This window comes from Deltaproteobacteria bacterium, from assembly GCA_021737785.1.
In the GTDB taxonomy this organism is placed as follows: Bacteria; Desulfobacterota; DSM-4660; order Desulfatiglandales; family Desulfatiglandaceae; genus AUK324.
This window is the reverse complement of sequence record JAIPDI010000071.1, coordinates 1-21,336: the sequence shown is the minus strand read 5'-3', so window position 1 is coordinate 21,336 and position 21,336 is coordinate 1. Positions and strand designations below refer to the sequence as shown.

The 21,336-nt window shown below is 54.5% G+C and carries 21 protein-coding genes; 17 read left to right on the top strand and 4 right to left on the bottom strand.

Going from position 1 to position 21,336, the window contains the following annotated elements; all coding sequences use genetic code 11:
- Together K9N21_22330 and K9N21_22325 are read left to right on the top strand one after the other, a co-directional pair.
- Positions 1–181, top strand: a 181-nt coding sequence (locus K9N21_22330) for a helix-turn-helix domain-containing protein (GenBank protein MCF8146655.1), incomplete at its 5' end; no start/stop codon positions are given.
- A 94-nt stretch (positions 182–275) separates the two neighbouring features.
- Entirely contained in the window at positions 276–695 is a 420-nt protein-coding gene (locus tag K9N21_22325; protein ID MCF8146654.1) for a hypothetical protein, read from the top strand.
- Positions 696–1,154: 459 nt separating this feature from the next.
- On the opposite strand, the gene K9N21_22320 is transcribed toward K9N21_22325, so the two are convergent.
- Together K9N21_22320 and K9N21_22315 are read right to left on the bottom strand one after the other, a co-directional pair.
- Entirely contained in the window at positions 1,155–2,288 is a 1,134-nt protein-coding gene (locus tag K9N21_22320) for an ATP-binding protein (protein ID MCF8146653.1), read from the bottom strand.
- A gap of 151 nt (positions 2,289–2,439) precedes the next feature.
- On the bottom strand, positions 2,440–2,640 hold the full coding sequence (locus K9N21_22315) for a hypothetical protein (GenBank protein MCF8146652.1): 201 nt from the start codon (positions 2,638–2,640) through the stop codon (positions 2,440–2,442).
- Between the two features lie 436 nt (positions 2,641–3,076).
- On the opposite strand from K9N21_22315, the gene K9N21_22310 reads away from it, so the two are divergent.
- The 7 genes from K9N21_22310 (at position 3,077) to K9N21_22280 (ending at position 8,985) form a co-directional block, all read left to right on the top strand.
- Positions 3,077–3,553 carry a PadR family transcriptional regulator gene (locus K9N21_22310; GenBank protein ID MCF8146651.1) on the top strand — a complete coding sequence of 159 codons (477 nt, stop codon included), beginning with the start codon at positions 3,077–3,079 and terminating at the stop codon, positions 3,551–3,553.
- Positions 3,554–3,565: 12 nt separating this feature from the next.
- Positions 3,566–4,291 (top strand): hypothetical protein, encoded by a 726-nt coding sequence (locus tag K9N21_22305; protein MCF8146650.1) that lies wholly within the window; start codon positions 3,566–3,568, stop codon positions 4,289–4,291.
- A 9-nt stretch (positions 4,292–4,300) separates the two neighbouring features.
- Positions 4,301–5,104 carry a molybdate ABC transporter substrate-binding protein gene (gene modA / locus K9N21_22300; GenBank protein ID MCF8146649.1) on the top strand — a complete coding sequence of 268 codons (804 nt, stop codon included), beginning with the start codon at positions 4,301–4,303 and terminating at the stop codon, positions 5,102–5,104.
- Between the two features lie 26 nt (positions 5,105–5,130).
- Positions 5,131–5,889 (top strand): ABC transporter permease, encoded by a 759-nt coding sequence (locus K9N21_22295; protein MCF8146648.1) that lies wholly within the window; start codon positions 5,131–5,133, stop codon positions 5,887–5,889.
- A 5-nt stretch (positions 5,890–5,894) separates the two neighbouring features.
- On the top strand, positions 5,895–6,938 hold the full coding sequence (locus K9N21_22290) for an ABC transporter ATP-binding protein (protein ID MCF8146647.1): 1,044 nt from the start codon (positions 5,895–5,897) through the stop codon (positions 6,936–6,938).
- A gap of 31 nt (positions 6,939–6,969) precedes the next feature.
- On the top strand, positions 6,970–8,016 hold the full coding sequence (locus tag K9N21_22285) for a molybdopterin-binding protein (protein ID MCF8146646.1): 1,047 nt from the start codon (positions 6,970–6,972) through the stop codon (positions 8,014–8,016).
- Between the two features lie 165 nt (positions 8,017–8,181).
- A complete protein-coding gene (locus K9N21_22280) occupies positions 8,182–8,985 on the top strand; it encodes an EF2563 family selenium-dependent molybdenum hydroxylase system protein (protein ID MCF8146645.1) in 804 nt (267 codons plus the stop codon).
- 65 nt (positions 8,986–9,050) lie between these two features.
- On the opposite strand, the gene K9N21_22275 is transcribed toward K9N21_22280, so the two are convergent.
- Positions 9,051–10,424, bottom strand: coding sequence for an aldehyde dehydrogenase (locus K9N21_22275; GenBank protein ID MCF8146644.1), 1,374 nt, complete (start codon positions 10,422–10,424; stop codon positions 9,051–9,053).
- A gap of 155 nt (positions 10,425–10,579) precedes the next feature.
- Between K9N21_22275 and K9N21_22270 the strand changes: the two genes are divergently transcribed.
- Together K9N21_22270 and K9N21_22265 are read left to right on the top strand one after the other, a co-directional pair.
- Positions 10,580–11,152 carry a formylmethanofuran dehydrogenase subunit E family protein gene (locus K9N21_22270; GenBank protein MCF8146643.1) on the top strand — a complete coding sequence of 191 codons (573 nt, stop codon included), beginning with the start codon at positions 10,580–10,582 and terminating at the stop codon, positions 11,150–11,152.
- 75 nt (positions 11,153–11,227) lie between these two features.
- On the top strand, positions 11,228–12,478 hold the full coding sequence (locus tag K9N21_22265; GenBank protein MCF8146642.1) for an acyl-CoA/acyl-ACP dehydrogenase: 1,251 nt from the start codon (positions 11,228–11,230) through the stop codon (positions 12,476–12,478).
- Positions 12,479–12,763: 285 nt separating this feature from the next.
- Here the strand turns inward: K9N21_22265 and K9N21_22260 are convergent, their stop codons facing one another.
- Complete coding sequence (locus K9N21_22260; protein MCF8146641.1) at positions 12,764–14,209, bottom strand: aromatic ring hydroxylase; 1,446 nt, start codon at positions 14,207–14,209, stop codon at positions 12,764–12,766.
- Between the two features lie 620 nt (positions 14,210–14,829).
- On the opposite strand from K9N21_22260, the gene hisC reads away from it, so the two are divergent.
- The 6 genes from hisC to K9N21_22230 all read left to right on the top strand — a co-directional run bounded on the left by hisC (position 14,830) and on the right by K9N21_22230 (position 21,054).
- Complete coding sequence (gene hisC, locus K9N21_22255) at positions 14,830–15,888, top strand: histidinol-phosphate transaminase (GenBank protein MCF8146640.1); 1,059 nt, start codon at positions 14,830–14,832, stop codon at positions 15,886–15,888.
- A gap of 51 nt (positions 15,889–15,939) precedes the next feature.
- Positions 15,940–16,734, top strand: a complete 795-nt coding sequence (locus tag K9N21_22250) for a putative hydro-lyase (GenBank protein MCF8146639.1) — start codon at positions 15,940–15,942, stop codon at positions 16,732–16,734.
- 251 nt (positions 16,735–16,985) lie between these two features.
- Complete coding sequence (locus tag K9N21_22245; GenBank protein MCF8146638.1) at positions 16,986–18,299, top strand: ABC transporter substrate-binding protein; 1,314 nt, start codon at positions 16,986–16,988, stop codon at positions 18,297–18,299.
- 105 nt (positions 18,300–18,404) lie between these two features.
- Positions 18,405–19,319 carry a branched-chain amino acid ABC transporter permease gene (locus tag K9N21_22240; protein ID MCF8146637.1) on the top strand — a complete coding sequence of 305 codons (915 nt, stop codon included), beginning with the start codon at positions 18,405–18,407 and terminating at the stop codon, positions 19,317–19,319.
- Positions 19,307–20,311 (top strand): branched-chain amino acid ABC transporter permease, encoded by a 1,005-nt coding sequence (locus K9N21_22235; GenBank protein MCF8146636.1) that lies wholly within the window; start codon positions 19,307–19,309, stop codon positions 20,309–20,311. Before K9N21_22240 ends, K9N21_22235 begins: the two co-directional genes overlap by 13 nt.
- Positions 20,312–20,313: 2 nt before the next feature.
- A complete protein-coding gene (locus K9N21_22230; protein ID MCF8146635.1) occupies positions 20,314–21,054 on the top strand; it encodes an ABC transporter ATP-binding protein in 741 nt (246 codons plus the stop codon).
- Positions 21,055–21,336: the final 282 nt, after the last annotated feature.

The following is a 21,336-nucleotide window of genomic DNA, read 5'->3' as shown; positions in this document are numbered from 1 at the left end:
GACTGTGAGAGAGAACCTCAATGTTTCACAGAATGAATTTGCACTCATGATTGGAGTCAGTGTGCGTACATTACAGAACTGGGAGCAAGGCAGAAGGAAACCAGAAGGCCCGGCCAAGGCATTGTTGCGAATCGCATCAAGGAATCCCAGCGCTGTACTTGATGCTTTGCATGCGGATTAGGACCAGCAATCGAATTCACTCGGATGTGAGTTCCGCTGGCGCTCCACTCACACCGGTGATTCGGGCGTTATACCCATGAAAGAGAGGAGAAAGTATGGACGATAATGCACGGATATTCATCCAGGCCCACCTCGGTTATGATGATGAAGAGTTGGAGATATTTCTCAGCAATCCAAAGAATGTCGAAATATTATCAAAAGCACCAGCATTAATGCAAAAAACGATCGTTGCTGAAGTCGTCGCGTCACATGGATGCAATAGCCAGCACAAAATTGGTGATAGGTTATATTTTGATGGCGCTGGCAATCTTATAACCAAATTGAATCCAAAGCGTATATGCATTTATGCTTTAAGCGCTCTCTCCGGCCCAATATATGTTGCCAATGAATTATTTTACGCTGGTATAGATCCAAACGAAATGAGATTAAATCGTGTTGGTTGTTTTGATGTGGGTGTTCGGTGCGGGGGGTGGGGTCACATAGCTATGGAATTAAAAATCGAAGATCGGAAATAGGAAATTTTCGGCTGCATAACATGCCGGCTTCACGCTGACCGGTGTTCCGCTGCCGCTTCACACCGGCAGGTGAGCAGGTCGAACCTCGCGGTGAGATGAAAAGTTAGGCGCAATTAGATCGGTCAAATTGATAAAAGTGCATGAGGAAAATTGAAAGAATGAGCTTTTATAACAGCAAAACGGAAATGTGAGCCAGAAAGGGACATTGTTTCTTTGTTGACATTTGGGAATGAAATGGGTAATCGGAATCCATGCCCCGCCAAGCTCGCATAGATGCGCCGTCAGCCCTGCACCACGTCATCATTCGAGGAATCGAGCGGAAAAGAATCTTCGAGGATGACAAAGACAGGGAGGATTTCCTTGAGCGGTTATCTGGCCTCCTAGAGGAAACCATGACTCCCTGTTACGCATGGGCGCTCAGGTCTTAGAATCGAACATGGAGGCGCATGGGATTCGATTTTAGACGATCTCTCCGGTCCAGAGCTTATCGAGAAAGACGTCCCAAGGGAAGACGACGATGCCGTCGCTGATTTTTCGTTCGTGTCGATCACGACTGACAACAGCGAAATTTTCTATCACGCCCTCCTCACGTAACGCTCTGAGTCCTTTCAAATGACCCTCGTGCACGGATTTTGTGCTCTTTATTTCGATCGCCCACTTGTTATCAAGGATCAGGTCAACTTCAAACCTGGACGTCGACCGCCAGTATCGCATCCGGCATCTTTTTCTGGAATAGGAGATAAACGCCCTGATTTCCAATAGGACAAAGTGCTCGAAGGCTTTTCCGAATAGTTCCGAATCCGGCAGGATTTCTCCCCTGTTTGCCAACGAGTTGGTGACGCCGATATCGAAGAAATAGAGTTTGGATCGTGAGATGGCCTTCCGTTTTGTGGTTTTGGTGAATGCCCTGAGTTGAAATGCGATCAGGGTGTCTTCCAGAATTTCTATGTAGCTTTTGATGGAATTAGGGGATACGCCACAATCACCGGCCAATGACTGATAACTGATCTCTTCCCCGTTTCTTAACGCCATCAACTCTAGAAACTCGGAGAACTGTGCCAATTTGCGGATCAGGGCTTCATCGATGATTTCTTGCTTCAAGTACAATGCAGTGTATGCCCGGAGTTCTTCTAAATAGTCCTCACTTTGATAAATAACCGGCAACCCTCCCCTGTTTACATACCTCATGAGATCAAATTGAGGGATTTCCCGAGAAGTCAATGGAAACAATTCCGCCCACCAGGCCCTTCCTGCCAGGAGATTGGCGCCGCCTCTTTTGATTTTTCTTGCGCTGCTGCCTGTCAGAAGGAATGTTTTTTTCTCCGACTCAATGAGGCGATGAACCTCGTTCAATAATTCCGGAAGCTTCTGAACTTCATCGATAACAACGATCGGTTTGAGCTCCTGTTCGGAAATCAGCGAGGGATTTTTCAGATAGTCTCGATATACTCGAGTGTCTAGCAAATCAATGACCGTCGCCTCAGAAAGTGTATGCCGAATGAGTGTGGTCTTTCCGGTTCCTCTGGGACCAAACAGAAAAAATGACTTTTTCTTCAGTAGTTCAGGCAATCTTAAGATGCGTTCAAACACGATATTCCCCGCTGACGATGCGATTATTCATGAAAATCCGCACTACAGTTGCGGATTACACAGGATTATAAGGGGTGGATCTCTCGAAGTCAAGGGGTTTTCCCGATTCCAAAATCAGCCAAGAGATGGCGGAGATTCAAGACCCTATCAGGGGTCAGGGGAAGTTCGGTGAACACCGTACCCGTGGCATCGGCCACAGCGCAGGCACGGCGCTGTAGGCGTTCATGCGGATGGTAAGACCCCCTTCCTTTGCCCCGAAGGGGCCTTCAGGGTCAATGGAATTGACGATGATCGTTTCGATCTCAGGCATGTCGCACGCAAGGGGCACCTTATATTCCAGAAGATCGGGGTTCAACAGGAACCCTTTGTCCCAGAGGTTTTCCCGCTTCCACCCCGAGCTTCTCCGCGGCGATGGCAACGAGCTTTTTGCGGGCGTTCTCGCAGGCCACCCGCACGGCATTGGCCCCCACAAGCCCTCCTTTGCATGAAAGCGATTAAGGAACTCCCCCGGAAAAATTCCCTGATCTCTTCATAGGTAAGTGAACGCCCGTTTTTTTTGGCGAATGGGCTGCCTTCATAAGTTTATTGGAGATCGGATTCTCAGGACCTCGACAGACTCCAAACAGTCGTGAAAGAGAGGGAGGGAAAACGCATTTTTGTTTGCAATATGTTCCATCATGGAGTATTCTATAGCAGAATAAAGTTTTTGAACCGCAGTCTCATTCTCTGCGATCATGGGCCAGATCATGAAAGCCGAATCGAGTACAACGTATGCAATCCTTGGAGCGCTCATGTCCGGGCCCAGGCACGGTTATGAGATCCTCCAGTTCCTGGAACAAGGACTGGGCCCGGCCTGGAGCGTCAGCACGAGCCAACTCTACGTGCTCCTCAAACGGCTGGAAAAGGAAGGGTGGGTGGGGTCTTCCCTTGAAATCCAGGACACCCGTCCATCTAAACGGGTGTTTTCCATCACGCCGGCCGGCGAAATAAAATTTTTGGAATGGTTGAAAAGTCCCACTGATCACGTGCGGGACCTTCGCATCGAATTCCTGGCCAAACTTTTTTTCTTCCACAGCCTGGGCCTTCAAGGGGGAGATGCCCTGGTTGATGCCCAGATTGGTCTTTTGGAGCAGGTGAAAAGCGGTCTTATGGCTAAAAGACGGAGGGAAAGGGACGACTACAAGCGGTTGGTGTACGGTTTCAGAATTTCCACGCTCACGGGATGGCTCAACTGGTTGAAGGAGGAGGCCGTTTCATTTGTCAATTAAGGGTGATGAATTATGGATAGTTTTTATGAACAATTGAAAGAGCGGGTTTTCGATTTGTGGAAAAAGGAAGGACTTCTTTCGGAAAGGATTCAGATCCGGGCCCGGGCCCTCACTACCAGTGAGGCCATCGGGAATCCGGAGCATCAGGATTTTCCCATTCAGAAGGGAAAAGAAAAGCTCATGCAGGCAGCCTTTTTGGATGCCGGGGGCCAGGCATTTACGGACATGTACGGCGATTACGAGGGAACGCTTGAAGATGTTCTGAATCTGCCGATGGAGAATAATCACCAGCGGGCCGTATTTGTGGCCTCCCTCAATGCGGTGCTCCGGCATCTGGGCCGGATCGAGGGGTCTATTCACTGCCGGGACGAGGAGCCCGTCACATGCGGAAAGGCCCTGGCGCCTTACCTGAGGGATCGGTACAGCGGCGCCAGGATCACGCAGGTGGGATTTCAGCCGCGCATGGTGGAGAACCTGGCTGCTGTGCATCCCCTGCGGGTCCTGGATATGGACCCGGACAACATCGGCACCCGGAAGTTCGGCGTGACCATTGAACACGCTGACAATACGGAAGATGCCGTTAATTGGGCCGACCTGCTGCTGGTCACGGGCACCACCCTGGCCAACGACACCATCGGGCCCCTGTTGAATAAGAAGCCTGTTATCTTCTACGGTACCACCGTGGCAGGCGCCGCCCACCTGATGGGATGGGAACGATTCTGTCCATGCTGTCATTAGGAGGTCAACATGGACAACCGACTATCCCTCATCCGTAAGGTATTTCTGGTCTCAATCACCCTGTTCACCCTGATTTTCGGCGGGTCCGCGACAGGGTTCTCAGCGGACCTGCTCCTTTTTGCCGGGGCCGGGCTCCGTCAGCCCACGGACCGGTTGATTGAAGCATTTCAAAAGGAGACCGGACAGACGGTACGCGTTACCTATGCAGGCAGCGGTCAGCTCATGTCATCCATCCTGGCATCGGGTCAGGGAGACCTGTTCATGCCGGGTTCGTTGTTTTATATTGAGAAACTGGAGAAGATGGGCCGCATCGATTCTTTTAAAAAGGTGGTGGCCCATACCGCGGTATTGGCCGTGAATATTCGTAAGACAAATCTCGTTCGCGCTTTTGACGATCTGGCCCGTCCCGGACTCCGCCTGGCCCTGGGAGATCCAAAGGCCATGGCATTCGGCCGTACGGCCCTGACCATCCTCTCCCATTCGCCCTTGAAGGATGCGATCCTCAAAAATGTGGTGGTGTATGGGGCCACGGTCAAGCAACTGGCCATGTATGTGTCTCAGGGCGATGTGGACGCCTCAATCATCGGAAGAGCCGACGCGTATCAATTCCGGGACAGCATTCAAATGATTTCGGTTCCTCCGGACTACTTTGAACCAGAAACCATTGCCGTTGCCGTACTGAAGGATTCAGAACACCGAGAGGCGGCATCCCGGTTTCGCGATTTCGTGGCGTCCAAACAGGGCATTGCCATGTTCGAACATTTTGGATTCCTTCCACTGGCTGAAAGGGGGGGGCAAGGAGCAAGGCCATGAATCGTGTATGTGTGCTCCCTCTGGTGGTGCTGTCTCTTTTCACCGCCGGTGTGGTGTCCGCTCTTTTTTTCCGCCTGTCTCCCGGAGAAATTTTGGCGGCCCTGGCATCGGAAGAGACCCGTTTCGCACTCAGACTCAGTCTCATGACCTCCATCGCTTCCATTTCCCTGGCGCTGATTCTGGGCGTACCCACCGGATATTTTCTGGCGCGAACCAGCTTCCCCGGAAAGGCGATCCTGGAAACCTTTCTCGACCTCCCCCTGGTGATAACCCCCCTCATTGCCGGAGTGGGGCTTCTTTTCCTCTTTGGACAGAACATGCTGGGCCCCCGCCTGGAAGAATGGGGCATCACCATCCTGTTTACGCCCTGGGGTGCGGTCCTGGCACAGACATTCGTGGCATGCCCCATTGTCATGCGGAGCAGCCGGGCGGCCTTTGAACGGGTGGGGCCGCGGTATGAATGGGCCGCTGCCACCCTGGGGCTTGGGCCTTCACAGGTCTTTTTCCGGATCAGTCTCCCATTGGCCCGCCAGGGTATCCTGGCAGGCACAGTCCTGGGTTGGACCCGGGCCATGGGAGAATTCGGGGCGACCCTCATGGTGGCGGGCGCCATACGCTTCAAGACCGAGACCCTTCCCATCGCTGTGTACTTGAACATCTCCAGCGGTGAACTGGGCACCGCCCTTTCCTGCGCCTGGGTCCTCATGGCCACGGGATTCGTGCTTCTGCTGGCGCTTCGGTGGATCGGACAGGGGCCCCGGCCGGAAACCCTCCCTTCCCGGTAGACGCCATGGCTGAGATTACCCTGCAAAATGTTCGAAACCACATCATCAAAGGGATCTCCATGAATATCCGTGACAAAGAGCTCCTTGTCCTTATCGGGCCGTCAGGCGCGGGCAAAACCACCCTGCTCAACATGGTGGCGGGTCTCATTCCCCACGATGGCCGAATCCTGGTGGACGGAGAACGCATGGACGGCCTTTCTGCTTCCAAACGAAATATCGGATACCTGTTTCAGGACCTGCTCCTGTTCCCTCATATGTCCGTGAAAAAGAACATTATGATGGCCCTCAAAAGACTCCCCATGAACGCGTCGGAAAGGAATGAGCGAATTTCCAGCATGCTGGAACTCTTTCATCTGAACTCTTTGGGAGATCGGCTGCCCGGGGAATTGAGCGGCGGTGAGAAACAGCGGGTGGCCCTTGCCAGGGCACTGGCGTCTTCCCCGAAGATCTTGCTTCTGGACGAGCCCTTCAGCAGTCTTGATTTTCGAACCGCCCGTTTTCTCCGTCTTGAACTCAAGCGAATTCAGTCACGACTCGGGATCACCATGCTGTTTGTCACCCACAACCTGGAAGAGGCCCAGGACCTGGGCGATCGCATGGGCGTCATGACAGGGGGGAGGTTGGAACAGATAGGCGACATCCAGGAAATCATGCTGCAGGGCAGGCCGTCTGAATGCGGTTTTCTGGAAAAGTCCAATGTGCTTCCCTGCACGTGTCAAGAGAGTCTTGGAAACGGCCTGGTTCACGTGCGATGGGCCGATCAGAAGCTCTTTGTGCCGGAGGATGGAGGAAGGTCGTTTTGCAGGGTGGCCATTCATCCCAGGCATGTCTATATTTCCCCGTATCCGCCCCCGGGTCCGCAGGTGAACCGGTTTCAAGGCCGGATCAGGGAGATCCGGCATGTGGGGGGCATGGCCCAGGTGGAAGTCATGGTGGGCGATCAGCGGGTCCATGCCCAGCTGACAACGGAACAGGCCCAGGCCCTTTCGCTGTCTTCCGGGGACCCTGTCTACGGAATACTCAAACTTCGGGATCTTCACGGGTGTTAGAAGCGGGATTATTGATTCAAGGAGCGGTCATATGGCAAACAAGTTTACGTCTTCAGCAACGACTATTCCGGTAGAGGCGTCCATAGGGACCATTCTGGCCCATGACATCACGGAGATCAGGCCCGGGCAATTCAAGGGACCGGCCTTTAAGAAGGGACACATCATTCGAGAGGAGGATGTGCCCCACTTCAGGAGGATCGGCAAGGAGCACCTTTATGTATTGCATCTGGAACCGGGAGAGGTCCACGAGGATGATGCAGCCTTACGCCTGGCCACGGCGCTTGCAGGAGAGGGCGTTTGTTTCGATTCCCGTCCTTCTGAGGGAAAGATCCAACTGAAGGCAGCGCACCGCGGATTGCTGAAGATTGATGTAGATGCCCTCACCCGAATCAATCTCATTTCAGATATCAGCTGTTCTTCCAGACACACCCATACCGTGGTGGAATGGGGGGACATCCTGGCCGGGGTGCGGGCCATTCCCCTTGTCATCGATGAGGGACCGCTCCAAATGGGCGAAAAGATCGCCATCGATGCGGGCGGCTTATTCTCCGTGAGGCCCTTTATGCACCCCAACACCGGACTTGTGATTACCGGGAACGAGGTGTTTTCGGGTCTCATCGACGATAAGTTCGCCCCGATCATTAGAAAAAAGCTCCAATTTTTTGATTGCGGCGTCATGGGGATCGAATTCGTTCCGGATAACAGGGAGCGGATTGCGACGGGAATCAGGAAGTTCCTTGAAAAGGGCGCGGAGATGATTGTGGTGGCCGGCGGAATGAGCGTGGATCCTGACGACGTGACGCGCCTGGCCATTGCGGATGCGGGAGCCGACGACATCGTTTACGGAACCCCCGTGCTTCCCGGCGCCATGTTTCTGTATGGCCGTTTCGGGGATATCCCCATCTTAGGTCTTCCGGCCTGCGTGCTGTTTTATCGGGCCACGGTGCTGGATCTCATTCTGCCGAGGGTGCTGACGGGAGAGCGGATTGCCAGGGAAGATCTTGCGGCCCTGGCCCATGGCGGATTGTGCCTCGGTTGCGAGACATGTCATTTCCCCCGGTGTCCATTTGGAAAATAGACGGCCGGAGCCAAAAAAAATATCTCACACCCCAGTACCATTTTCCGAAGCTACGGGGTAAACAGAGGCACGGAGGCACAAAGAGAAGAGGGAATTTCTTGATAGTTGTGGCATGCTTTAACGATAGTGGTCACGGTTTTTATCGCCGTGAAGGGAGTCTCGACCATGTTCAGCGGTAAAAGAATCGTTATCAAGGGTGCGGGAGACCTGGCTACCGGGGTGGCGGCCCGGTTGTGGCGGAGCGGTTTTCCTGTGATAATGACCGAGATCGCCCGGCCCCTGACGGTTCGGCGAACCGTCTCCCTCTCCGATGCCGTTTATAAAGGAGAAGCCACTGTAGAGGACATAACGGGCCGGAGGGTGCAGGACAAGGAGGAAATCCTGAAGGCCCTGGATGAGCGGGTAATCCCGGTGCGGGTGGATCCCGAGGCAACCGTCGTTCGGGAAATCCATGCCTTTGCCGTAATCGACGCTGTTATGGCCAAAAGAAACATCGGCACCCGGATTGCGGATGCGCCCTTTGTCATAGGCCTGGGGCCCGGATTCTCGGCCGGCAGGGATGTTCATGCAGTGGTTGAAACCAAACGGGGGCATACCCTGGGCCGGGTTATCTGGAAAGGATCGGCCATCCCCGACACCGGGATCCCCGGAGTGGTCAACGGATTCGGTGCGGAGCGCGTGATCAGGGCGACCGGAAAAGGCATCTTCAAGGGGATCCGTTCCATCGGTGAGCACGTAGAGAAGGGGGATATCGTGGCCTACGCAGGAGATATCCCGATTCCGGCGCCTATTTCCGGGATGCTGCGGGGATTACTCCATGACGGCATCATCGTGGAGAAGGGTTTGAAAAGCGGCGATGTGGATCCCCGGGACATAAAGGAGAACTGCTGGACCATTTCCGATAAGGCCCTGGCCGTTGGAGGGGGCGTTCTGGAAGCCGTTCTGATGGCCATTTCCACGATCCATTAAGCTGGTGCATGTCAGCCAAATCCGCCCTGTGTGGCACGATACCTCCCAAATTGACCCCTCCCGGACTATGACAGCAACCGCTGGATATACCGCAATTTGTTCTTATATGGCGGGTAGGCAAGGGTAGGGTTGAACAGGGTGGTCTTCCGCAGGATCGACCGGTGATGACTGAAAGCGTCAAAACTGAACTTCCCGTGATAACGCCCCATCCCGCTGTTTCCCACGCCGCCGAAGGGCATGCGGGGGTTGGAGACGTGCATAATGGTGTCATTGACGCATCCGCCTCCCGAGGAGGTGGCTGACAGGAGCCGGTCCCTAATCCCTCTTGATGCGCTGAACAGATAGAGGGCCAGGGGTTTTTCCCGTTCATTGATCTGCGCAATCACATCCTCGATACGCCGGTATTCGAGAATCGGGAGGAGGGGCCCGAAGATTTCTTCCTGCATGATCGGATCATCGGGCGTGATTCCGTCGATGAGGGTAGGTTCGATGTACCGGGTCTCCCGGTTCAGTTTTCCGCCATGGATAATGGTGCCGGCCGAGTGCATGAGGTGCTCCAGCCGGCGGAATTGGTCGTCCGTGATGATTCGGGCATAATCAGAGCTTTGCTCGGGATTATCCCCATAAAACCGCTCAAGGGACCGCTCCATGGCCTCGATTAGTCTTTCTTTGACATCCGCATGCACAAAGAGATGGTCCGGGGCGATGCAGGTCTGGCCCGCATTCAGAAATTTGCCGAAGCAGATGCGCTGGGCCGCCACGTGGATATCCGCATCCGGTTCTACGATACAGGGACTCTTGCCGCCTAATTCCAAGATGACGGGCGTCAGGTGTTTGGAGGCCTTTTCCATGACGATCTTTCCCAAGGGGGGGCTCCCCGTAAAGAAGATGAAATCGAATTGTTCATCCAGGATCGCCTGGTTGACGTCCCTCCCCCCGGTAACGACGCTGATGTACGCAGGGTCAAAGGTCTCCGAGATGAGTTCCCGGATGACCCCGGAGACATGTTTGGAATAATGGGCGGGTTTGAGCATCACGCAGTTTCCGGCTGAGATGGCGCCCACCAGGGGGAGGAGGGCGAGCTGGAGGGGATAGTTCCAGGGGGACATGATCAGGGCCACCCCATAGGGTTGGTGGTGGATCCGGCTGGTGGAATAGAAGTTGAGCATGTCGGTGAGGACCTTTGTTGGTTTGGCCCATTTCCCGATGTTTTTCATGTGAAGGCCGATCTCCTTGGACACCATCCCTATCTCCGTCCCAAAGACCTCGAACCGCGACTTGTGAAGGTCCTCCCAGAAGGCATCGTAGATCCTGTCTTCATATCTGAAGAGGGCGCTTTTCAATTTTTGGAGGCTGTCCCTACGGAACCCCACATCACGGCTCCTGCCGGTGTTGAAAAAGGCACGATGCGCCTCGACTGCCCTGGCGATGTATTCCATCCTCGACTCTCCGATCCGGGTACCTGTCGGTGTTCGCTGGTTTTCACTTGACATGGATACCCTGTCTTCATAGGCTGCGATGTTAATACCGCGAGCATACGGCATGTTTGCATTTGATGTCAATCCATCTGTCCCACTAATAGAGGCAGTCCTCTATGAATATTGGAAAATATTCCCTGGATGAGTACAGCCGCCTTGCTGAATCGTTTCACGGGAACGTCGCGCCCGGCGTGCTCATCGGCGGCATCATGGTGGATGCGGCCCTTGAGAAGCTGAACACGACCCGACTCTATGATGCCATCTGTGAGACGCACAGCTGTCTCCCCGACGCTATTCAGCTCCTCACCCCCTGCACAATGGGCAATGGATGGCTCCACATCATCGACCTGGGGCGTTTCGCCCTGACCCTGTATGAGAAGGATATCGGCAGGGGGGTGCGGGTATTTTTGGATGCCGGAAAGACGGCGCCGTGGCCAGAGGTCAGGAACTGGTATCTCAAGCTCAGGTCAAAGCGGCAGCAGGACCTGGAGGCGCTCATCGATGAGATTTTAAGGGCGGGTGTCAATCTCTTGGGCTTTCAGGATATCGAGGTGCTCCCCCTGTTTCTGGCCAGGCAGAGCAAGGGCGAGATCGCCCTCTGTCCGGTCTGCGGGGAAGCCTATCCCAAAAATCATGGTCCTGTATGCAGGGGCTGTACGGGCCAGTCGCCTTATGCCGTGCCGGGATAGATCCTCCGCACACATCCCGTGATCCGGATGCCCTCGAATATCCATGACTCTTTTTTGTTTTCACAGGAGGGGATTATGTTCGATTATCTGCTGAATGATGCCCAGAAGAAGATCCGGGACGAGGTGCGCGATTTTGTAAGGTGGGTGCCCCGGGAAATGGTTCTCGATATGGATGCGGACCGTATCCGATTTCCCAAGGCATTCCTCAAGGAGGCGGGGCAACGAAATCTCCTCGGGTGCCGGTATCCCCGGGAGTGGGGCGGCCGTGATATGGATTGGGTGACTTCCTGTGTTACTCTGGAAGAGATCGGCACCCTAGGGTATGAATTCGCCTGTGTTTTCGGTGTGGGGGCAGAGTTGGTCTGCGACGCCATTATCCTGCACGGCACCGAGGCGCAGAAAGAAAAATATGTGAAACCCCTGCTGAAAGGGGATATATTTGCGGCCGAGTGTCTGACCGAACCGCGAGGAGGATCGGATTTCTTCGGGGCCACCACCAGGGCCGAAGACAAGGGCGATTATTTCCTCCTTAACGGACAGAAACGGTTCATCGTGGGGGGTGAAGGCGCCGACTACTTCCTGGTTTATGCCCGTACCGACTTCGATCCCGGCGCCAGGCCGCAGGATTCCCTGACCGCATTTATCGTGGATCGTGGGCCGGGGGTTGAAACAACATATCTATACGGCCTCATGGGGTGCCGCGGCGGGGGCACGGCCCGCCTGGTCTTTAAAGACGTAAAAGTGCCCAAGGAAAATATCGTGGGGAGAAAGAACGGCGCTTATGATGTATTCAATACCATGATGATTCCGGAGCGGCTGGGATCTTCGGTCATGGCCATCGGATCTGCCCGCGTGGCCCTGGACCTGGCCACCCGATACACCTCCAGAAGAAAGGCCTTCGGCGCTGCCATCAATACGTTTCAGGGGGTGAGCTTTCAGGTGGCGGAAGCCGCCACCCTTCTGGATGCGGCCCGTGCCCTCGGCTATGCCACGGCACGGGCGGTGGATTCGGGCGTTGACATGCATCGGGTGCGCAGGATGGTTTCCGAATGTAAGAAATTCATCACTGAATCGTGCCAGAAGGTGGTTCACAATGCCATGCAGGTGGTGGGCGGCATCGGTTATACCAACATCTTTCCCATTGAACGGATCCATCGGGATATCCGGCTGGCGTCCATCTGGACCGGTTCCAGCGAGGTGATGAGTATGATTATCGCCCATGAGTGGTACCGGGAACGCCTGAAGCGCAAGGCCCCTGCCGAAGAGCGGGATTATGAAGCCGATGCCCCGGAAGCCTTTGCCCAGGATGAAAAGATCTACGAATAACGCTTTGCGGCGGGAGGTCGCCACTCCTGCTTAAGGATTATAATGCGTGTTGAAAAATAACACGTTGGGCTTCGGCCTGGTTGCTTCCTCTTTTTCACGTCCTTTGATTTGTTAGGCGACTTTCGATCCCTGAGATCCTCCCTGCCCCTTCAGGACGCCCGGGTTTTCAGTTTCCAGCAGCACACCAGAGTCCGAAACTCCACAATCCGGCAATGCCTCCCCTGGTCCAAACCGCTCCTGAGATCATCCCCAGACAAGGGTTTGGTGGAGGTGCACGTCTCCCCTTTATGCATGGACGTTTGCCAGTTCCTCGGCCATTTTCTTCTTTGATTCCAGATCTGCGATTCGGTAGAGAACCATCATCTGATTCTGGCTGGGGCCGGATCCCTGATAGGTCCCTACCCCGTGGAGACCGGCGACCCAGTTCTGCAGGAACTTGATGATCCGCATCCGCTTGTGTGCAGGGGCCGCGGCGGCCAGATACTTGGTAACATAGTCCCGGGTCTCGGGGTTTTCCAGCTCCTTTTCGCTGGGCATGGTCACGGAAACGCCGCCGGTGATATCGCCCGCCAAGGCCATGACCTCCCAGAAGCCGTCGTTGGTATTGAGCTTGGCAATATTGCTCATGGCCTCATCCGGCATGAATACGCCTGATCCCGCCGGTTCCTCCTGCCCCATATAGGCGGCGGCCGTGGCGCAGGCCAGTGACGTGTCGTTCAATTGAAGCATGCGGGTAATCTTCTGGGCGATGTGGGAGACCTTGGCCAGGCCATTATACTCGGCCATGAGCTGGGATGCGCCGATGATCAGGTCCATGAAGCCTACTTTGCAGGCCCCGCCGCAGTTCATCCGGTGGGTCTTGGCAAACCGGGTGATAAAACTCTGGGTGTACTCGATCTCGCCGCACATGAAGACACGCTCCCAGGGGACGAACACGTGGTCGAAGACAATGAGACACGTCTCTCTCTGCCCGTACAGGGGATTGCCGATCACCCGCACATCCGGTTCGCATTCCCTTTCCACGCTGAACGGTGTGTACTGGCCGATATAGGTCACGCCTTCGGTTCCGTTGGGAACAACGAATGCCAGTGCATAGTCTTCCTCCCCCTTTCTGCACGAGATCCCGGGCAATACCAGGGTCTCGTCCGCTGTATAGGCCCCGGTGGCGTGCTGCTTGGCCCCGCACACCACAATCCCGTCGGAACGCCTCTCTACCACGTGAATGTAGTAATCAGGGTCCTGCTCGAGGGGTCTCTTGCTCCGGTCGCCTTTTGGGTCTGTAACGGACCCGCTGACCACCAGATCCTTTTCCTGGGCGTATTTCAGGAAGTTATTAAACCGTTGATGATATTCGGTCCCTCTGTCGCGATCGATCTCCCATGTGGTGGCCGCCAGGGAGGGGAGCATTTCATTGCCGGGACATCGATAGTTGCAGGTCCCCAGTTTCTGGCTGCTCAGCCGCGCCATATCGAGACGTTTGTGCAGATCGTCTCTGCTCTGATGGATGTGCAGGGCCCGGCTGATCGGTTCTCCGGTCAGATGGGACAGACTCTGCATGGTATCCGCATACTGAGAATCCATGGTCAGTTCATATACACGCGCGGTGGCATCGATGACCCCACGGGTGATGGGGTGTCCGGTCAGGCTTTCGATCTTTTTGCCGCCGATAAACAGCCTCGGTTTCAGTTTCGCTATCCGGTCTCGATACGCCTGTTCAGTGATGATTGCCATGATTTCCTCCTGTTCCAGATTCTCGGGTCAAGATGTTGGGTCCGGCGATTCCGGGGCGGAAAACGCCCGATGGGGGACGATTATAGAATCCGCATCAGCACAAGTCCACTCCAAATCGCGACATGGGGGCATGGAGGCAACTGGAATTCTCTCACACAGAGATCCGGAGGCGCGATTTTCCATTTAACAGAAAGGCTGCCCAAGAGTCCGGCAGGCAACAAAAGGGTTGAAAAAACATGGCATCTCCTGCTATAGATGCTTACATGCGTATGCTTGATGCTCATCTCTCAAGCGCCATAACCGATGGTAAGCAGAAGGTGAGAGCGTAAGAAGGGTGGTCAGTAACCTGCAACCGTAACTCGCAACGAGCAACCAGCAACCGGCAACGACTTCCAAATCCCAAGGCGGCTAGCAGCCGTAATCAAAAAGGCATGGTGCAAACCCCAAGAATTTTCCGAGCGCGCGTGGGGGTCTTTTTCTCCCGCCCAGGAGGCGGGACAAAGACCTGCAACAGTTCGTGGGAACGGCAGCAGGACTTTAAACTTCGGTTCGTTACAGCCCCAGGAACAGGCTTTCATTATAGCGGGTATCCCTGTCAATAACGAAAAGGAAACAATGGCATGCTGGCGGAAAGAATAAAAAAGCTGAAGCCTTACGTCCCGGGGGAGCAGCCCCAGGACAGAAAGTATATCAAGCTCAATACCAACGAAAATCCATACCCCCCCACACCGCGGATCGACCCCTATTTAAAGTCATTCGACATCGAGAAGCTGAGGCTCTACCCTGACCCCCTTTTCGGCAGATTGAGAGAAGCGATTTCAGAACGCTACGGGATCCATAAACACCAGATATTTGTGGGAAATGGATCCGATGAGGTGCTGGCCTTTGCTTTCTATGCGTTTTTCGACAGCGCCCAGGGAAGACTCCTGTTTCCGGAATTCAGTTACAGCTTTTATCCCGTCTACTGCGATTTTTACAACATCGAGTACAGAAAGGTTCCGCTCAAAGCGGATTTCTCCCTCGACATCGAAGATTACCTGCAGGAAGACCCCTCCTGCGGCATGGTTTTTCCCAATCCCAACGCCCCCACCGGGATCCTTCTTTCCCTGGAAAAAATAACCGAGCTCCTGAATAGATACCCGGAAGACCGCGTTGTGGTGATCGATGAGGCCTATATCGATTTTGGCGGCGAGAGTGCCGTCTGCCTGATTGACCGGTTCAAGAACCTGCTCATCACGAGGACTTTTTCCAAAAGCATGTCTCTTGCGGCCCTGCGGCTGGGGTTCGCTGTGGGAGATGAAAAACTTGTGGATGCGCTTTTCTGCGTGAAAGACTCGTTCAATTCCTATCCCGCAGACCTCTTCGCCCAGAATATCGGCGAGATCGCCATGAAGGACACGGACTACTATGCCGCTATTACGGAGAAGATCATCCGGACCCGGGAGAATGTTGCAAAACAGCTCACGGATATGGGCTGGGATGTCCTTCCGTCCGGGGCCAATTTTATACTCGCCGGAAGAAAGGATCTGAGCGGTGAAACCATTTATTCCCGTTTAAAGGAGTACGGCATTCTGGTGAGGTATTTCCATATCGATGGGATCAAGAGATTTGTCCGCATTACCATCGGTACGGATGAACAGATGGCCGCACTCATAGAGGCGGTCAAAGGGCTTTTCTGAAGCGATCCCATTATAGAAAAGGCTGGATGCATGGAAATGGATATAAAGAAGATGGATAAAAAGATGAAGGGGGAATTGCCCCCGCACCAGTTGCGGGAGTTGATACGGGCCGGGGAATGGAAAATACCCACAACGGGCGTGGCTACCGGATATGTACAGGCCAATCTGGTGATGCTGCCGAGGGATGCGGCCTTTCATTTTCTGCTGTTTTGCGTGCGCAACTCCCGGCCATGTCCGATCCTGGACGTTCTGGAGCCGGGAAAATGGGAACCCCGGATCGCCCGGGGCGCGGACCTTCGGACGGATGTGCCCCTTTACCGGATGTACAGGGAGGGGGTGCTCGAGGAGGAGATCGAGGATGTGAGCCATCTCTTCAACGACGACACGGTCAGCTTCCTCTTGGGGTGCAGCTTTTCATTTGAAAGTGCGTTGATCGCGGCACGGGTCCCTGTCAGAAACCTTGAGGAAGAAAAGAATGTTTCCATGTACATCACCAATCGGGACTGCATTCCCGCAGGTCCTTTTTCAGGTCCTCTGGTGGTGACCATGCGGCCCATGCGCCCGGATCAGGCCGTACGGGCAACCCAGGTGACGACCCGCTTCCATCTCACCCATGGGGCTCCGATCCACCTGGGTTCGCCCGAGGAGATCGGAATAACCGATCTGGATCAACCCGATTTCGGCGATCCGGTAACCATCCTTCCCGGAGAGATCCCGGTCTTCTGGGCCTGTGGGGTTACCACGATTCTGGCGGTAATGTCTGCCGCGCTTCCGATGGTGATCACCCATTCGCCCGGACACATGTTCATGTCCGATTTGAGAGACGAGGACCTGACCCTTTTGTGAGGAGGTCCCCTGATCGTCTCATTTTCTATAAAGCAGATGCCTTTACAAGGAGGCCGGGGTATGGTAATTAAAGCTTCAACTCCGTGTCTTTCCAGGATGATTCATGACGCCATATTTGTTAAGGCATAAACCTTGATTTCCTTTTGGACTTTTTGGGAAGTTCGATTTTCAGGAAAAATTGCATTTGGCACTTGTAACTTGTTTCTTACTAACCAGAATGGGCTGTTGCCCCAAGCAAAAGGAGGTATGAAATGAAATCAATGATACGAGTGGGAATGGTTGTCCTGAGTGTGCTGGCCCTGATCGGGTTCATGGCGCCAGCCGATGTCCTGGCAGCGGAGGAGATAAAGATCGGGGTGATATACCCGTTGACCGGGGGCGCTGCCGCGGCCGGACGCGAACTTCGGGCCGGCGCGGAGCTGGCGGCTGAGATCGCCAACACCGCAATGGCCGATCTCCCCATGACCATGGCCCGGAATGAAGGGGTCAAAAGCCTGGGAGGCGCCAAGATTACCCTCATCTTCAAGGACCACGAGGGAAATCCCACCCTGGGGGCCGATCTGGCCAAGAAACTGATACATGACGACAAGGTGGACGGGATCCTAGGGTGCTATCACAGTTCGGTCACCAAGACGGTGAGTGCCGTGTGCGAGCAGTATGGCGTGCCGATGATCAATGGGTCCTCCACGTCTCCGGATCTCACTATGAGGGGGTTCAAATGGTTCTGGAGGACCACCCCCCACGACACGCTGTTCACCAAGGATCTCTTCGAGTTCTTGAAGGGACTTACCGAGGGCAAGGTGAGGGGCGTTTCCGCGGTCCCCAAAAAAGATATCATGACCCTGGCCTCAGCCTGCGAAAAAACCGAATGGGGGTCCCATGTTTCTGACCTCATCGACCGTTTCGCCAAGGAATACGGGTTCAATCTCAAACGGTCCATGTTGTATGCCGCCAAGTCCGCAGACCTTTCGAGCGAGGTCCGCTCTCTCAAGGCGGCCAAACCCGACGTCATGCTCTTTGCCTCCTATACCTCGGACGCCATCCTGATGGTGAAGACCCTGAAATCGCAAAAGGCCAATCCCAAAGTCATCTGGGGGCAGGACGCCGGGTTTGAAACCCCGGAATTCCGGGAGACCCTGGGAAAAGACATCGTGGGATTCCTGACCCGGAGCGTTTTCATCCCGCGGGTGGTGGAAATAAAGAAGATCTCCGGACAGGTCAACGACATGTACAAGAAAAAGGTCGGTCATGACCTCAGCGGGGCCTCGGCCCGTTCCTTTACCGGTCTTCAGGCCTGGGTGGCTATTCTTGAAAAGGCCGGGTCCACCAAACCGGCAGACATTCAGGCGGCCGCCAATGACATCGAGATCCCCGGCAGCGAACTGGTGGTCCCCTGGAAGGGCGTCAAGTTCTCAACCTCCGGCGACGAACTGGGCCAGAATATCTGGAGTTCCGGAATCATCGGCCAGTATCAGCTCGACAAGGATGGCCAGATTGTCATGGAGATCGTCTATCCCTTTGATGTGACCTCTGCGGATATGATTTACCCCCTGAAAGGGTTCTGATCCATTCACGGCGGACCAGACTCGTGCCTGAACCAAAACCCGGTTCAGGCACGATTGTTGATTGCCGATTGTTGATTGATGATTTGAAAAGGACCTGAAATTCCCATGGACATTATCGTCGGTTCCCTTGTCGCCGGTCTCCTCTTCGGCATGGTCCTGGCCCTGGTGGCCCTGGGCCTGACCATCATCTTCGGGGTGATGGACATCGTGAACTTTGCCCATGGTGAATTTCTGATGGTCGGGATGTATACCGGGCTTCTGACCGCCCAGGGCCTGGGGATCGATCCGCTTTTGACCCTTCCGGTGGCCGGCGGGGTAGGGTTCCTGCTGGGGGTTGTCTGCTATTTCGGATTTATCAAATTCCTCTTAAGAGGCCCCATGGTGGCGCAACTTCTGGGGACTTTCGGCCTCATGCTCTTTTTGAGGAATCTGGCCCTCCTTATTTTCGGATCTGAAGACAGGGCCCTCCATCACGGAGTTCTTGTTGGCGAGAGCTTTGATATCGGCATGGGCGTGATTGTCTCGGCCACCAAACTCGCGGCCGCGGGTCTCTCTGTGGCCGCTTTTGTCGCCGTGTGGCTGCTCATGAACCGGACCCGGATCGGTAAGGCCTTGACGGCCACCGCCCTGAGCGCACAGGGGGCCCGCTATATGGGGATCCCGACGGAGCGGATGAATGCGCTGGCCTGGGGCATCGGCGGGGCCTCCGTGACGATTGCAGGTGCCCTGATCGTCAATTTCTGGTCGGTCAATCCCTTTATCGGTCTTTTGTTTACCATGATCGCCTTTGCCATCGTGGCATTAGGGGGGTTCGGCAGTGTACCGGGAGCCTTCTTAGCAGGTCTCGTGGTGGGTCTCATCACGGAGATCCCGGGCTTCTGGGATTTTTTTGTGTACACCTTTGACGCCGATTGGATGTCCAATGTTCCCATGACCTCTTTCAAGTATATGTGGGTTTATCTGGCCTATTTTATCATCATGGTCGTTCGGCCCAGGGGATTGTTCGGATGGAAACACTGAAAAACGCCCTGGATTTTTCGGATTTTCCCCGAATTGATCTTGTGATAGCCAGTTCGCTGGCCATACTTTTCCTCTGCTTTCCCCTGTTCCCCCACTCCTCCTTTGCCATGGCCACCATGATCCAGTTCCTGATGTTTTCCCTCTATGGCATGGGATGGAACACCATCGGCGGGTACGGCGGCCAGGTGGACCTGGGGAAGGCCCAGTACGTGGGCATCGGGGCCTACACCACGGCCGTGATGCTCATCCGGTGGGATATTCCCTTCTGGTTTTCCATGCCGGTGGGCGTCTGTTTTTCAGTGCTCTGGTCCTTTGTCCTGGGATATCCCCTCTTTCGGCTCAAGGGCCACTATTTCGCTATCGCGACCATTGCCACTTCCCTGGTCCTCAAGGACCTTTTCGAGGTGTGGGATTTTGTGGGGGCGGCCAGGGGCCTGGAAATCTCTCCCATAAAATTTCCGCCTCCGGATTTTCTGCGACTCATCTTCAAGGAGGATGTCTACTATTACTACGTGATCCTCGGGTTCTTTTTTCTCGGGATCCTTTATATGAACTGGTTTCGCAAGTCCCGTCTGGGATTTCAGCTGCGCGCCATCAAGGACAATGAGGAGGTGGCCCGCTCCCTGGGAATCAATGTCCACTGGGCCAAGATCAAGACCTATGCTATTGCCACGGCCTTTGTGAGCATGGTGGGCTCCTTTCATACGTGTTACATCAGAAATATCGAACCGGAAGACACCATGAGCCTCGATATCTCAATCCTCATCGCCCTCATGGCCATGCTGGGGGGGGCCGGGTCCCTGTGGGGGCCCATCATCGGCGCCGGCATATTGATCCCCCTCAAGAGTTATCTCAAGGAATGGCTGGGAGCCAGGGCAGGGATCATCGGGATTGACCTGATTCTTTATGCCATGATCATCATGGCCATCTCTGCCTTTGAACCCCGTGGGATTTGGGGGATTGTGCAGAAATTCCGGCGAAGGAGACAGTAGGAATGGCTGTGTTGGATCTTCAGCGGGTGGCCAAGAACTTCGGGGGCCTGATGGCCAACCACGATATCTCCTTTTCAGTGGAAAAGGGGGAACTCCTTGGACTTATCGGACCCAACGGAGCGGGAAAAACCACCCTTTTCAACTGCATTTCCGGGGTTTATCCCATCACTTCCGGGCGGATATTTTTTGAGGGAGAAGATATCACCAGCCTCAAGGCCCACGAGGTGGCCCGTCGGGGGTTGGCCAGGACCTTTCAGGTATATGTGGCATCCGGGGATCTGACCGTGATCGAAAATGTCATGGTGGGGTGCTTCACGCACACCCGGTCCCGAAACAGGGCCAGGTCCCAAGCTATGGATATCCTGAGAGACCTCAATATTGAGGATCTCTCCGAGTCCCTGGTTCACGAACTCCCGGTGGCCTCCCAGAAACGGGTGACCATGGCCACAGCCATCGCTACCCAGCCCAAACTGCTCCTGCTGGACGAGGTGGCCGCAGGGCTTAATCATAACGAGATCGAAGAGATTATGGCGAGCATCCGGCATGTTCATGAGGATCTGGGGATGACGGTCATGCTCATTGAACATGTGATGGAACTGGTGATGAAGGTGAGCCATCGGGTCATTGTCCTCGATTACGGGGAGAAGATCGCAGACGGCGATCCCGAGACCATCTCTAAAGACACCCGTGTTATCAAGGCCTACCTGGGGGAAAAGTATGTTCGGGAGCACGGCGCAGGATGATATTGGTTTGTTGAGTTCATTGGGTTTATTGCATCCATGGAGTTTGTTGGGTTGATACGGTTCAGCATGCGGGTGCAGACTCCAGGCACTTTAGCTTACTTTAGGCACTAGTACCTTATCGCCAGGTGTTCTGTCGCGAAAAACAAGAAGATGATTGTGAGAGGGTGACGTCTTTAATTTGGAATAATGGAAGTATGGAATGATGGAATAATGGGTTTAAGGAAAAAAACCTTTTCTGGGTGATCCAGGTTCCTTTCCCAACCTTCCATTATTCCAGTATTC